Raw genomic sequence first — 12,470 nt, forward strand, 5'->3', positions numbered from 1 at the left:
AGCGCCGCTAGCCGGTTTGATTGCATGCGGCAATTCCCGAATCGCACAGCCTGTGCGACAAGCGACGTCATGAGCCTGCTGCGGACCATCCGACTTGCCACGCCCCTGGGCATCGCCGCCGCGCTGTTTTCTGCGCCGCAGGGCGGGGCACAGGTGGCCGCGCCCGTCGTTCAGACGCTGCCGGCGGGGCAGGGGCTGGATTTTTCGGGCTATCTCCAACTGGTCGAGGCCAAGGCCCGGGCGCAAGGGGTCAGCCAGCCGACGATCGAGCTGATGACGGCGGGGCTGACCTATAATCCCCGCGTGGTGCAGCTTGATCGCGCGCAGCCTGGCAGCAATCCCGGGTCGCCGCCGGCCTTCTGGGCCTATTACCGCAGCCACGTCGATGCCGCGCGGATCAATGGCGGACGCAGTGCCATGGCGGCCAATCGCGCGGTCCTGCCGCGGATCGAGGCGCAATACGGCGTACCCGCCAAGATGCTGTTCGCGATCTGGGGGAAGGAATCGTTCTATGGCCGCGTCAAAGGCGATTTCGATCTGGCCCGCTCATTGGCCACGCTCGCTTATGAAGGGCGCAGGCGCGAACTGTTCGAGGGCGAGCTCATCGCGCTGATGCAGATGGCACAGCGCGGCGTTCCGCGCGCCAAGATGGTGGGCAGCTGGGCCGGGGCGTTTGGCAACCCGCAATTCCTCCCCAGCATCTATCTGCGCATTGCCCGCGACGGTGATGGCGATGGCTTCGCCGATATCTGGAGCAGCAGCAGCGATACCTTGGCATCGATCGCCTACTACTTTCAAGATGCCGGATGGCGGGCGGGCGAACCGTGGGGGGTGCGCGTCAGTGCCCCGGCCGGGCTCGATCGCAGCCAGTTTACCGAACGACTGGAATCACCAAGCTGTCCGCGCGTCCACGCCCGCCATTCGGTGTGGAAGACGGTTGGCGAATGGAAAACGCTTGGCGTCACCCCGCGTGCGCCGATCGCCGACAGCACCATGGCGGTGCTGTTTGAACCCGACGGCCCGGAAAATGGTTCCTTCCTGTTAACCGGGAATTATCGGGTGATCCTGCAATATAACTGCTCGAACTACTACGCACTGTCCGTGGGGTTGCTTGCAGATGAGATTGCCCGTTAACAGCCGCCTGCCGCTTGCGGCACTGTTCCTGCTTGCCGGCTGCGGGGGCGGCGCGCCGTTTCAGGACACGTCGCTTGCGGGCCAGTCGCCCTATGGACCGGCGGGGGATTATCCAGTGGTGGTCGGCCCGGCCTATTCGGTCGGCGGCGTTACCTACAGCCCCAGTGATACGATGAATTATGATGTGGTCGGCCGCGCCATTGTCGGCAGCGTCGGCGCCGGGGTAACCGCAGCGCACCACACCCTGCCGCTGCCAAGCTATGTTGAACTGACCGCGCTTGATACCGGAAAGACCATTCTGGTGCGCGTCGAACGGCGCGGGCCGATGAACGCCAACAATGTGATCGAACTTTCGCCAGGTGCGGCAGCCCAGCTTGGCATTGCGGGTCAGCCGCGCGCGCCGGTGCGTGTGCGCCGCGTCAATCCGATTGAACCGGAACGTGCCGTGCTGCGCATGGGCGAGGCTGCACCCGCCCGGATGGATACGCCCAAATCGCTGCTGACTGTGCTGCAGCGCAAGCTCGATAGCCAGGAAGGCGTTGTGCGTCCGGTGGTTGAACCGGCACCTCCGCCTGCGCCGACTCCGGCTGCAACCGTTGCGCCGAAACCGAAACCGGCTCAAAGCCCGGCACCCAAACCTTCACCCAAGCCTTCGCCGAAGCCGGCCCCGACGCCAACCCCGGTTGCCGCGCCGAAGCCTGCGCCAACGCCCGCGCCTGCCATTGCGCCGCGCGGCCGCTACTATATCCAGGTCGGGACGTTCTCAAACCAGGTCAATGCCAAAGCCGCGGCGGCGAAGACCGGCGGCACGGTGGTGCAATCGGGCAAGTTCTGGCGCGTGCGGATGGGGCCTTATGCCAACGATGCCCTGGCCAAGGCCGCCTTGGCGAAAGCCCGCGCGGCAGGCTATAGCGACGCCCGAATCCAAAGCGCGAACTAGGCGGCTCGCCTCGCTCGTGCCAGCGGCGCGGGGGCAGGCGTGAATACCAGATTATTGGCGACGTTGTGCCTGCTGGCCCTGCCCGGGCTGGCACCGGCCATGACGGTGCAGATACCCGATCCTCCGCGGTGGACGAACCTGCCGCTTCAGACGCAGGCACCAATCGCGCTTCTGGCCGACCTTGGCGCCGGACAGATCCTGTTTGCGCGCGATGCCGACAAGCGCCTGCTTCCCGCCTCAATGACCAAGGCGATGACCGCGCTGGTGGCATTCGATTTGATCGAGAACGGCAAGCTTGACGAAGCGGCGGTGGTTACTATTCGCCCCGAAACCGCGAACCGCTGGGCGGGCAAGGGCGCCACGCTCAACCTGCGGCCTGGCGAACAAGTCCGCATCGGCGACCTCTTGATGGGCACCACCACCGTTTCGGCCAACGACGCAGCGGTCGCGCTGGCTGAGGCCGCCAGCGGCTCGGTCGATGGCTTTGTGGCGCAGATGAATGCGCGGGCGCTGGTGCTGGGCATGAAGGGCAGCCATTTCGCCAATCCCAACGGCATGCCAGATGGCGGCGCGACCTATGTTACCGCCAACGACTTGGTGCGGCTGGCCACCGCGCTGATCAAGGATCACCCGGCGCTCTACGCCCGATACTTCGGCAAGAAGACGATGGTGTGGCACGGTGCGCGGATGATAAGCCACGATCCCTTCGCCGGGGTGCTTCCGGGGGCTGACGGGATCAAGTCCGGCCACACCCGGGAAGCAGGGTTCAATTTCCTCGGCGCGGTTGCGCGTGATGGCCGCCGGTTGGTCGTGGTGATCGGCGGCGCACCGTCCGAACCGGCCCGCGCCGCCGCTGCCATGGCGCTGGCCGAATGGGGCTATTCCGCATGGCGTTCAGCGGCTTTCCTCCCCGCTGGGACTGTGGTCGGTGCGGCCCGGGTGCAGGGCGGCAACCAGCGGACGGTGCCGCTGGTCGTTCCGCACGCCTACGCGCTGGCTCTGCCGCGCGGGCAACAGCCCAGCGTAACCGGGCGGGTCATTTACACCGGCCCGTTATCGGCGCCGTTCGAAGGCGGCAGACAGGTCGGCCGGTTAGAGATTAGCGTGCCCGGGCAGCCAGTCCATAGCCTGCCGCTCGTCGCGGGCAACGCGGTCAGTCCGGCGGGGCCAATCGACAGGATCGTCAATGCCCTGCTAGGGCTGTTCGCATGAGCCAAGGAAAATTCATTGCCTTTGAAGGCGGGGAAGGGGCGGGCAAGAGCACGCAGGCGCGGCTGCTGGCCGATGCGCTGGCGGCGCGCGGGGTGCCTTGCGAAATCACCCGCGAACCTGGCGGCACGCCGGGCGCAGAGGCGATCCGTGTCTTGCTGCTTGGCACCGAGGGTGAAGGTTGGCACCCGCGCGCCGAAGCGCTGCTGTTTGCGGCGGCGCGCTCGGACCATGTCGAACGGCGGATTGTCCCCGCGCTGCAGGCCGGGCGCTGGGTGATCTGCGATCGCTTCGTCGATTCAAGCCGTGCTTATCAGGGCGGGGCAGGGGGTCTGTCCGATGCCGAAGTGATGGACCTGCACCGCATCGGCAGCCACGGCCTGTTGCCCGATCTGACCGTGCTGGTCGAAGTCTCGCCCCAGGTTGCCGCGCTGCGCGCCCGCGTGCGTGATGGCGATGCGCCCGACCGGATCGGCGGACGCGGTGCCGGCTATCATGCCAAAGTCGCCGCCGCCTTTGCCCGGCTTGCCGATGCGGATCCATCGCGCTTTGCACGGATCAATGGCGATGGAGCTGCCGAACAGGTCGCCGCCGCGGTGCTTGCCGTCATCGAGCCGCTGCTGTGACCGCGCTGCCCGGCCACGACGACGCCTGGCGTGAATGGCACGCGGCGATAGGATCGGCGCGCATGCACCATGCCTGGATGCTTGTCGGCCCCCGGGGGATCGGCAAGGGGGCTTTTGCCCGTCTGGCCGCCGCCCAGCTGGTGGCCGAACCCGGCGCAAGACAGCCATCGGTCGAAATGCATCCCGATATCCTCATCCCCGAGCATCCGCCCGAAAACAAGGATGAGGCAAAAAAGCGCGAAGATGGGCAGGATTACCGCCGTAAGCGCTCTATTCCGATCGACGAAATCCGCACCGTCCAGCATCGTCTGACGACCCGGCCGACGCTCGGCAGCCGCCGCGTCGTGATCCTCGATCCGGCTGACGATCTTGAGAAGAACGCCGCCAATGCGCTGCTCAAAAGCCTCGAGGAACCGCCGGTCGGCACCTTCTTCCTGCTCGTCACGCACCGCCCCGGGCGGCTCTTGCCGACAATCCGGTCGCGCTGCCGCATGCTGCGCTTTGCCCCGCTGACCGATGCCGAGGTTGACCGCGTGCTGCGCGAAACCGCGCCGCAGGCCGATGCTGCTGCACGCGCGGCTGCGGTTGCCGCTGCCAAGGGTTCGCCCGGCGCGGCGCTCGAATTCGTCATGCAGGATCTTGGTGCGCTGCACGCATTGATGCTGCAACTGGCGGCCGAAGGCGACGATCACTTTGCGCTGCGCGGTGCCTTGGCCGAAGAACTTGGCACCCGGCCCGATCGCGAGCGGCAGCAGGCCACGATTGACCTGGCCTGTGCGGTGGTCTCCGCAGGGCTGGGGCAGGACCGCCGCCGCGATGCCCGCGCGATCGCCGCACATGGCGAACTGATCAAACTTTCGGGGCAATTGCCCACCTATAACTTCGATCCGGGGCTCGTGGCGATGGAAATAGGAGCCTTGCTGGCATCGCTCGCCATGCCTAGAGAGACGGCTTGATCCCGCTTTGGAAAGACCAGAAACGGCCATGGCCGAGCCTTTTTACATCACCACCGCCATTTCCTATCCCAATGGCAAACCGCATATCGGCCACGCCTATGAAGCAATTGCCGCCGATGTGATCGCACGCCACCAGCGGATGCAGGGGCGCGATGTGCGGTTCCAGACCGGAACCGACGAACACGGCCTCAAGATGGCACAAAAGGCGCGCGAACTGGGCCAGACGCCGAAGCAACTTGCTGATGAAATGTCGCAATATTTCATTGATATGTGCGACAATCTCAATGTGTCGTACGATGTTTTTCAGCGCACCACCGAAGCGCGCCATCATGCCGCCAGCCAAGAATTATGGCGACGGATGGAAGCCAATGGCGATCTCTATCTCGATCGCTACGAAGGTTGGTATTCGGTTCGCGACGAAGCCTATTACGACGAAAGTGAACTGATCGAAGACGCGGGGAGCGAGAAGCTCTCGCCGCAAGGCACGCCGGTCGAATGGACAGTCGAGGAATCGTGGTTCTTCCGCCTGTCGAACTATGCCGAACGCCTGTTGAAGCTCTACGCCGAGCAGCCCGATTTCATCCGCCCGGATAGCCGCCGCAATGAAATCATGCGGTTCGTCGAAGGCGGTCTGCGTGATCTTTCAGTGTCGCGGACCAGTTTCGACTGGGGTGTCAAGGTGCCGGGCAGCGGCGCATCTGGAGGCTCCGAGCACGTAATGTACGTGTGGGTCGATGCACTGACCAATTACCTCACCGGCCTTGGATTCCCAGACGAAAACAGCGATTTTGCGCGGTATTGGCCGGCTGACCTGCACCTGATCGGCAAGGATATCACCCGCTTCCACACGATCTACTGGCCAGCTTTCCTGTGGAGCGCCGGAATCGACATTCCGCGCCATGTGTTCAGCCACGGGTTCCTGCTCAATCGCGGCCAGAAGGAATCCAAGTCGCTTGGCAATGTCACCGATCCGATCGACCTTGCGGAGCGGTTTGGCGTCGATGTGCTGCGCTATTTCCTGATGCGCGAAGTCGCCTTCGGGCAGGACGGCAGCTATTCACCGGAAGCAATTGTTTTGCGGGCGAATGCAGAGCTCGCAAACAGCTTTGGAAATCTGGCGCAGCGGTCCCTCTCGATGATCTTCAAGAACCTTGGTGGTGTTTTGCGAAGCGATCTGGATGCAAGCGCGGCAGACACTGAACTGGAGAGTACCGTTCGTGCAAACATCGGCACGCTGGTTTGGAACTTCGATTCTCTTTCGTTCAGTGACGGGATCGAAGCGTGGATGCGCGCAGTTTTTGCCTGCAATCAATATGTTGATGACCAAGCGCCTTGGGCACTACGCACGAACGATCCTGAGCGCATGACAGCGGTGCTGATGACACTGTTTCGCTGCGTTCGTGACCTGGCAATTGCAATTCGCGCTGTAGTTCCGGACGCTGCTGACAAGTTGCTCGATCAACTTGGGATAGCTGCCGATCAGCGCGATTTTGCTGCGTTGAATGATCCTAACTGGTTCGTCCGCTTGGTCGCCAGCGGATTTACGGTAACGCAACCTGTTGGTATATTTCCTCGGCTTGAACTTTCGGTGGAGGACGCGGGCTGATGCTGATCGATTCCCACTGCCACCTTGAATACAAAGGCCTGGTCGAGGATCAGCAAGGCGTGCTGGCCCGCGCGCGCGCCGCCGGGGTGGGGGGCTTCCTCTCGATTTCGACCCGCCAGAGCGAATGGGACCAGGTGATCAACACGGCCGAGCGCGAAGCCGATGTCTGGGCCTCGGTCGGCATCCATCCGCACGAAGCCGATGGCCACGCCGATCTGGGCGAAGCCGCGCTGCTGGCGGCGACAGATCACCCAAGGGTCATCGCGATCGGCGAAACCGGGCTCGACTATTATTACGATCATTCCGATCGCGAGACCCAGAAGGCCCTGTTCCGGCGGCATATATCGGTCGCGCGCGAAACCGGATTGCCGCTGATAATCCACACCCGTGATGCCGAGCAGGATACTGCCGCGATCCTGGCCGAAGAGATGGGGAAGGGCGCGTACCCCGCCCTGATCCACTGCTTTACGGCCTCTGCAGACTTTGCCGCCAAAGTGCTTGAATTGGGCCTTACGATCTCGCTTTCGGGCATCGTGACCTTCAAGAATGCCAAGGACTTGCAGGCGATTGCTGCGCATCTTCCCGAAGACCGAATTCTGGTCGAAACTGATGCGCCGTTTCTGGCACCGGTGCCGCACCGTGGGCGGGTTTGCGAACCGGCCTTTACCGCCGATACCGCGCGCTTTGTGGCGGGACTGCGGGGAGTTTCGCCCGAAGCGCTGGCCGAGACGACCACGCGCAATTTCGCGCGGTTGTTCTCAAAGGCAGCCCTGTGAAGGTTCTGCTGCTGGGCAGTGGCACGTCTACCGGGGTGCCGCGCGTCGGCAACGATTGGGGTCTGTGCGATCCTGAGGAGCCAAGGAACCGCAGGACACGCGTCTCGATCATGGTTGAAAATGCCGCCGGTGCGCGCCTGCTGGTCGATACTTCCACCGATTTGCGCATGCAATTGCTGGCCAACGAAATCGACCGGATCGACGCGGTGTTCTGGACTCACGAGCACGCCGACCACTGCCATGGAATCGATGATCTGCGGGTGCTGCGCTATGGCCGCGCCGGACCGATCCCGGGCTTTGCCCACAGCGAAATCGCCCGGATCCTGCGCGGCCGGTTTGGCTATGCTTTTGCCGGTCAGCACGGTTATCCGACCTTGATCGAGCTGGATACGCTGGACCGGCTGCGGATGTTCGCAGGCTTTGGCGTGCGCCATTGCCAGATGCCGCATGGACCGAGCGAAACAACGGCCTATCGATTCGATTGTGACGGTACATCAATTGGTTATGCGACAGACTTCAGCCAGATTACCCCGCAGATGATCGATCTTTTCAGCGGCGTGGACGTGCTCGTCACCGATTGCCTGCGCCGCGATCCGCATCCAACGCACGCGCATCTGGCGATGTCGCTGGAATTGATCGAAGCCACTCGCGCGCGCCAGGGCATTTTGACGCACCTCGACAAATCGCTGGACTATGCCACGCTGCAAACCGAAGTGCCGGCGCATGTCCACGTCGGCTATGATGGGCTGGAGATCGCGGCATGATGACCACCGCAGCAGTCGTGATGCTGATTGGCGCGCTCGGTTCGTTGGCGCTCAGCTGGCGCGGCATGCGCGCCAGCGTCGGGCGCACCGGATGGAGCGGACAGAAGCAAGTGCAGATGGCGTTCATCTGGCTGATCATCATCGGCGCGCTGACCGTCCTGATCCAGCGTTTTGGCGCATGAGGGGCCTTTCGGGCCCCCTCAGTATTTAACATAATATATATTATCAATCTGATATGTCCAAAACCCCAGTTCCCCCTCTTGCTCGATTGCTGGCGATCATGGCCCGGCTGCGCGATCCGCAGCGCGGCTGCGAATGGGACTGCGCCCAAAGTTTTGCCACGATCGCGCCTTACACGATCGAGGAAGCCTACGAGGTTGCCGATGCGATCGCTCGCGGCGACATGGCCGCACTCAAAGGCGAACTGGGCGATCTGTTGCTGCAGGTCGTGTTCCATGCCCGCATGGCTGAGGAAGCTGGCCTGTTCACATTTGCCGATGTGGCCGCCGCCATCAGCGCCAAGATGGAAGCCCGCCATCCGCACATTTTTGGCGATGCGCCAGATCTTGGCCAAAGCCGCGAAGAGCGCTGGGAACGTCTCAAGGCCGACGAGCGCGAGGCCGAGGGCGCCATCGGCGCGCTTGATGGCGTTGCCCTCGCCCTTCCCGCCTTGATGCGCGCCGAAAAACTTCAGAAACGCGCGGCGCGGCAGGGTTTTGATTGGCCCGATACGGCCGGTCCCGCGGACAAGCTGGCCGAGGAAATCGGCGAACTGGTTCAAGCAGGAACGCAAGCAGAACGCACCGAAGAGGCCGGCGATATGCTGTTCGCAGCCGTCAACGTTGCTCGCGCCTATGGTGTTGCTCCGGAAGACGCGCTGCGCGCTGCCAATACCAAATTCGAGCGGCGCTTTCGGGCGATGGAAGCATTGGCCGCGACCAGCGGACAGGATTTCGCTGCACTGACGCTCGATCAGCAGGAAGCGCTGTGGCAAGCGGTCAAGGCGTCAGAGCCGGGAAAAACGCCCTAGTTCACGTGGTTCGAGCCGCACATCGAGGGCACGAAGCGGCCCGCGTTCATCCTCCCCGGCATCATTCTCGGCCACCACCTCACCGTGGGCGTGAAGCCAGGCAAGTCTTTGACCGTCGCTCACCGGTACAAGGAAGCTGTGTATCAGCGCGCCCTGCGTCAGCAGCTTGCTGACCGCTTCAAGCAGAGCATCGCACCCTACCCCGGTCAGCGCCGAAACCGCCACGACCGGTGCCTCGGGCCGCGCTGCGATCTGCTCGGTCAACTCGGCCGCGCGCTCATCCCCAAGCAGGTCCCATTTGTTCCAGGCCTCGATGATCGGCACCATGGGCACTGCGCCCTCTTCCTCGGTCAGGCCAAGCTCGCCCAGCACTTCGAGCACCATGCGTTTCTGCGCGGCGGTATCGGGATTGGCGATATCGCGGACGTGGACGATCACGTCGGCAGCGGTCACTTCTTCCAGCGTCGCGCGAAATGCCGCCACCAACTGCGTCGGCAGGTCGGAAATGAACCCCACAGTGTCCGACAGGATCGCCTTGTCCACCCCCGGCAGACGGATCCGCCGCATGGTGGGATCGAGCGTGGCAAACAGCAGGTCTTCGGCCATCACCGAAGCCCCGGTCAGCCGGTTGAACAATGTGGATTTTCCGGCGTTGGTATAGCCGACCAGCGCGATTACCGGCCACGGCGCCTTTTCACGTCGGCTGCGGTGGAGGCCGCGGGTGCGGCGGACCTGATCGAGCTCGCGCCGCAATTTGGCCATCCGGTCACGGATCAGGCGGCGGTCGGCCTCGATTTGGGTTTCACCCGGGCCGCCCAGGAAGCCAAATCCGCCGCGCTGGCGCTCAAGGTGGGTCCAGCTGCGCACCAGGCGCCCGGCCTGGTAATCTAGGTGCGCCAGTTCCACCTGCAAGCGCCCTTCGGCGGTTGCCGCACGTTCGCCAAAAATCTCGAGGATCAGCCCGGTCCGGTCGATAACCTTGCGTTTGAGCTTATCTTCCAGGTTGCGCTGCTGGATCGCGGTCAGCGCGCCATCGATGATTACTAGCCCCGCGTCTTCCATATTGCAGGCGACATCGATGTTCTGGATCTGGCCTTCGCCAAACAGTGTGCCAGCCCGCGCCTCGCGGATCGGGATCGCCATGGCATCGACCACGACGAGGCCGATCGCCAGTGCCAGCCCCCGGGCCTCTTCAAGGCGCGCGGCGGTATCAATGCCCGATCCGCCGCGTACCCTGAATTCCGGATACACGATTACCGCCCGCGCCCCGCGGGTCACCTCGCCATCGGTTTGTTCACCAAAGATCAGTCTTCGTCGCCTTGGTCGGCCTCTCCGGTCAGATCGACCGGCGTGACGGGCTGGATCGTAGAGACCGCGTGTTTGTAGGCCAGCTGCACATAGCCTTCGCGTTCGAGCAGCATGCAGAACAGGTCATAGGCGGCAACGCGGCCTTGCAGCATCACGCCGTTGACCAGGAACATGGTGACCTGCACCGCGGCCTGGCGCACGCTGGAGAGAAAAACGTCCTGCAGCAGGCGGACCTTCTTGCCCCCTTCCGCGGCGACGCCGAACATGTCGGCATCGATCGGCTGACTGGGCATGATTGTAGAAATAGCATGCTTGTAGACCAGCTGTGACTGGCCATCGCGGCGCAGCAGGATCGAAAAATTGTCAAACCAGGTGATGATGCCTTGCAGCTTTACGCCCTTTACCAGGAACATGGTCACCGGGACCTTGTTCTTGCGCAACAGGTTGAGGAACTGGTCCTGCAGGTTCTGCCCTTTTGCGCCAACGCTAAGCGGCTGAATGGGAACAGGTTCTGCTTTTTCTGGACGCGGACGGGCGCTGAGCGTGCCTGGGGACATCATTGGCTCCTTCTTGTTGGCGGGACGGCTTGGGCCGTCCCGCATGCTGGCAAGAACGCATTCTGCGCTTGCCGGGTTTCAATTCGGCGAAACTACCCGAGCATCCGGTCCCGTGTAAACGGCATAATGCGCCAAATTTGCATCAGCCGTGCGTATCGAACTCGTCGTCCAGTTCGTCCTCGCGGCGGTCGGCCATGCCCAGCAGCTTGAGTTTGCGGTGCAAGGCCGATCGTTCCATCCCGATAAAGCTGGCCGTGCGTGAGATATTGCCCGAAAAGCGCCGGATCTGGACGCGCAGGTATTCCCGCTCGAAGTTCTCGCGCGCCTCGCGCAGTGGCACCCCCATCAGGCTTGGCAGGCCATTGCCGTTGCCAACCCGGCCCGACAGAATTTCGGCCGGCAGCATATCGGCCTCGATCCGCCCGACCCGCTCACGCGGGGTCAGGATGATCGTGCGTTCGACCATGTTGCGCAGCTGCCGCACATTGCCCGGCCATTCATAACTTTGCAGTGCGGCCAGCGCCTCGGCGCTGACTTCAGGCGGCGGAATGCCCTGATCAGCAGCAAAGCGAGCGAAAAAGTGATCGACCAGCATCGGGATATCGTCGCGCCGTTCGGCCAACGAGGGGATCGTCACGGGGACCACGTTAAGCCGGTAAAACAGGTCTTCGCGAAAGCGCCGCTCGGCAATTTCGCGTTCCAGATCGCGCGAGGTGGACGAAACCACCCGCACATCGACCCGGATCTGGCGCGTGCCGCCCACCCGCACGATCGACTGTTCGGTCAGCACCCGCAAGATTCGCGCCTGGGTGGAAAGCGGCATGTCGGCCACTTCATCGAAGAACAACGTGCCGCCATCGGCCATTTCCAGCAGCCCCGCGCGGACCAGCTTGCCGCCGGCTTCCTCGCCAAACAGCTCCTGTTCAAATCGTTCGGGCGTGATCCGCGCCGAATTGACCGTTACGAAAGCGGCATGCGCGCGCGGGCTCCAGCTGTGCAGCAGCCGCGCGGCCACTTCCTTGCCCGAACCGGCCGGGCCAGCGATCAGCAGGCGGCTGCCGGTATTGGCAACCCGCTTCAGCGTGGCGCGGACCTGGTTGATCGCGCTCGAATTGCCGGTGAATTCGTCCGAGGTGACGAAACCTTCGCGCAGCCGAGCATTTTCGCGCCGCAACCGCTCGGTCTCGGTGGCGCGGGCGACCAGCAGCAGCAGACGTTCCGCCTCGAACGGCTTTTCGATGAAATCGAGCGCGCCGCGCCCGATTGCCGAAACCGCGGTATCGATGTTGCCGTGACCGGAAAAGATGATCACCGGCAGTTCGGGTTCACGGCTCTTGACCGCGTCGAGCACTTCGAGCCCGTCCATCGGGCTGCCGTGAAGCCACACGTCGAGCAACACCAGGCTTGGCCGGCGCTCGTCTATCATCGCAAGCGCGGTGGTGCTGTCGCCGGCCGTGCGGCATTCATAGCCCTCGTCGCTCAGCACGCCCGCCACCAGATCGCGAATATCGCGTTCATCGTCGACGATCAGGATATCAAGCGCCATTGTATCGTACCTCGATCA

Annotated in this window: 13 protein-coding genes; 10 read left to right on the plus strand and 3 right to left on the minus strand. The window is 63.4% G+C overall.

From position 1 onward, the window contains the following. The first annotated feature begins 69 nt into the window (after positions 1 to 69). The 10 genes from RMN99_RS08405 to mazG are packed head-to-tail and all read left to right on the plus strand — an operon-like array spanning position 70 to position 9,041. Positions 70 to 1,134 (plus strand): lytic transglycosylase domain-containing protein, encoded by a 1,065-nt coding sequence (locus tag RMN99_RS08405; protein ID WP_409035244.1) that lies wholly within the window; start codon positions 70 to 72, stop codon positions 1,132 to 1,134. Next, positions 1,118 to 2,074 carry an SPOR domain-containing protein gene (locus RMN99_RS08410; protein WP_309622857.1) on the plus strand — a complete coding sequence of 319 codons (957 nt, stop codon included), beginning with the start codon at positions 1,118 to 1,120 and terminating at the stop codon, positions 2,072 to 2,074. The genes RMN99_RS08405 and RMN99_RS08410 overlap by 17 nt, the downstream gene beginning before the upstream one ends. A gap of 39 nt (positions 2,075 to 2,113) precedes the next feature. Beyond that, entirely contained in the window at positions 2,114 to 3,286 is a 1,173-nt protein-coding gene (locus RMN99_RS08415; protein ID WP_309622858.1) for a D-alanyl-D-alanine carboxypeptidase family protein, read from the plus strand. Then, positions 3,283 to 3,909, plus strand: a complete 627-nt coding sequence (tmk, locus tag RMN99_RS08420; protein ID WP_309622859.1) for a dTMP kinase — start codon at positions 3,283 to 3,285, stop codon at positions 3,907 to 3,909. The genes RMN99_RS08415 and tmk overlap by 4 nt, the downstream gene beginning before the upstream one ends. Beyond that, positions 3,906 to 4,865 (plus strand): AAA family ATPase, encoded by a 960-nt coding sequence (locus tag RMN99_RS08425; RefSeq protein WP_309622860.1) that lies wholly within the window; start codon positions 3,906 to 3,908, stop codon positions 4,863 to 4,865. Before tmk ends, RMN99_RS08425 begins: the two co-directional genes overlap by 4 nt. A 28-nt stretch (positions 4,866 to 4,893) precedes the next feature. Next, on the plus strand, positions 4,894 to 6,471 hold the full coding sequence (metG, locus tag RMN99_RS08430) for a methionine--tRNA ligase (protein WP_309622861.1): 1,578 nt from the start codon (positions 4,894 to 4,896) through the stop codon (positions 6,469 to 6,471). Next, the gene (locus RMN99_RS08435; RefSeq protein ID WP_309622862.1) at positions 6,471 to 7,247 is read left to right on the plus strand and encodes a TatD family hydrolase; all 777 of its coding nucleotides are present in this window, start codon (positions 6,471 to 6,473) and stop codon (positions 7,245 to 7,247) included. The genes metG and RMN99_RS08435 overlap by 1 nt, the downstream gene beginning before the upstream one ends. After that, complete coding sequence (locus tag RMN99_RS08440; protein ID WP_309622863.1) at positions 7,244 to 8,011, plus strand: MBL fold metallo-hydrolase; 768 nt, start codon at positions 7,244 to 7,246, stop codon at positions 8,009 to 8,011. Before RMN99_RS08435 ends, RMN99_RS08440 begins: the two co-directional genes overlap by 4 nt. Then, the gene (locus RMN99_RS08445) at positions 8,008 to 8,193 is read left to right on the plus strand and encodes a hypothetical protein (RefSeq protein ID WP_309622864.1); all 186 of its coding nucleotides are present in this window, start codon (positions 8,008 to 8,010) and stop codon (positions 8,191 to 8,193) included. The genes RMN99_RS08440 and RMN99_RS08445 overlap by 4 nt, the downstream gene beginning before the upstream one ends. A 53-nt stretch (positions 8,194 to 8,246) precedes the next feature. After that, positions 8,247 to 9,041, plus strand: a complete 795-nt coding sequence (gene mazG / locus RMN99_RS08450) for a nucleoside triphosphate pyrophosphohydrolase (RefSeq protein ID WP_309622865.1) — start codon at positions 8,247 to 8,249, stop codon at positions 9,039 to 9,041. On the opposite strand, the gene hflX is transcribed toward mazG, so the two are convergent. The 3 genes from hflX to RMN99_RS08465 form a co-directional block, all read right to left on the minus strand. Further along, positions 9,018 to 10,292, minus strand: coding sequence for a GTPase HflX (hflX, locus tag RMN99_RS08455; RefSeq protein WP_309622866.1), 1,275 nt, complete (start codon positions 10,290 to 10,292; stop codon positions 9,018 to 9,020). The two genes, mazG and hflX, sit on opposite strands and share 24 nt — an antisense overlap. A gap of 53 nt (positions 10,293 to 10,345) precedes the next feature. Then, positions 10,346 to 10,906: an RNA chaperone Hfq gene (gene hfq, locus RMN99_RS08460; RefSeq protein ID WP_309622867.1), complete on the minus strand. Its 561-nt coding sequence runs from the start codon at positions 10,904 to 10,906 to the stop codon at positions 10,346 to 10,348. A gap of 142 nt (positions 10,907 to 11,048) precedes the next feature. Continuing rightward, a complete protein-coding gene (locus tag RMN99_RS08465; RefSeq protein ID WP_309622868.1) occupies positions 11,049 to 12,452 on the minus strand; it encodes a sigma-54 dependent transcriptional regulator in 1,404 nt (467 codons plus the stop codon). Between the last annotated feature and the right edge of the window lie 18 nt (positions 12,453 to 12,470).

It is taken from the genome of Novosphingobium sp. (genome assembly GCF_031417815.1).
GTDB lineage: Bacteria > Pseudomonadota > Alphaproteobacteria > Sphingomonadales > Sphingomonadaceae > Novosphingobium.

Excerpts from the sequence above, each read along its gene's own strand:
- metG (WP_309622861.1), top strand. The coding sequence starts at position 4,894 with ATGGCCGAGCCTTTTTACATCACCACCGCCATTTCCTATCCCAATGGC.
- RMN99_RS08445 (WP_309622864.1), top strand. The coding sequence starts at position 8,008 with ATGATGACCACCGCAGCAGTCGTGATGCTGATTGGCGCGCTCGGTTCG.
- tmk (WP_309622859.1), top strand. The coding sequence starts at position 3,283 with ATGAGCCAAGGAAAATTCATTGCCTTTGAAGGCGGGGAAGGGGCGGGC.
- RMN99_RS08410 (WP_309622857.1), top strand. The coding sequence starts at position 1,118 with ATGAGATTGCCCGTTAACAGCCGCCTGCCGCTTGCGGCACTGTTCCTG.
- RMN99_RS08435 (WP_309622862.1), top strand. The coding sequence starts at position 6,471 with ATGCTGATCGATTCCCACTGCCACCTTGAATACAAAGGCCTGGTCGAG.
- RMN99_RS08465 (WP_309622868.1), bottom strand. The coding sequence starts at position 12,452 with ATGGCGCTTGATATCCTGATCGTCGACGATGAACGCGATATTCGCGAT.
- hfq (WP_309622867.1), bottom strand. The coding sequence starts at position 10,906 with ATGTCCCCAGGCACGCTCAGCGCCCGTCCGCGTCCAGAAAAAGCAGAA.
- RMN99_RS08405 (WP_409035244.1), top strand. The coding sequence starts at position 70 with ATGAGCCTGCTGCGGACCATCCGACTTGCCACGCCCCTGGGCATCGCC.
- mazG (WP_309622865.1), top strand. The coding sequence starts at position 8,247 with ATGTCCAAAACCCCAGTTCCCCCTCTTGCTCGATTGCTGGCGATCATG.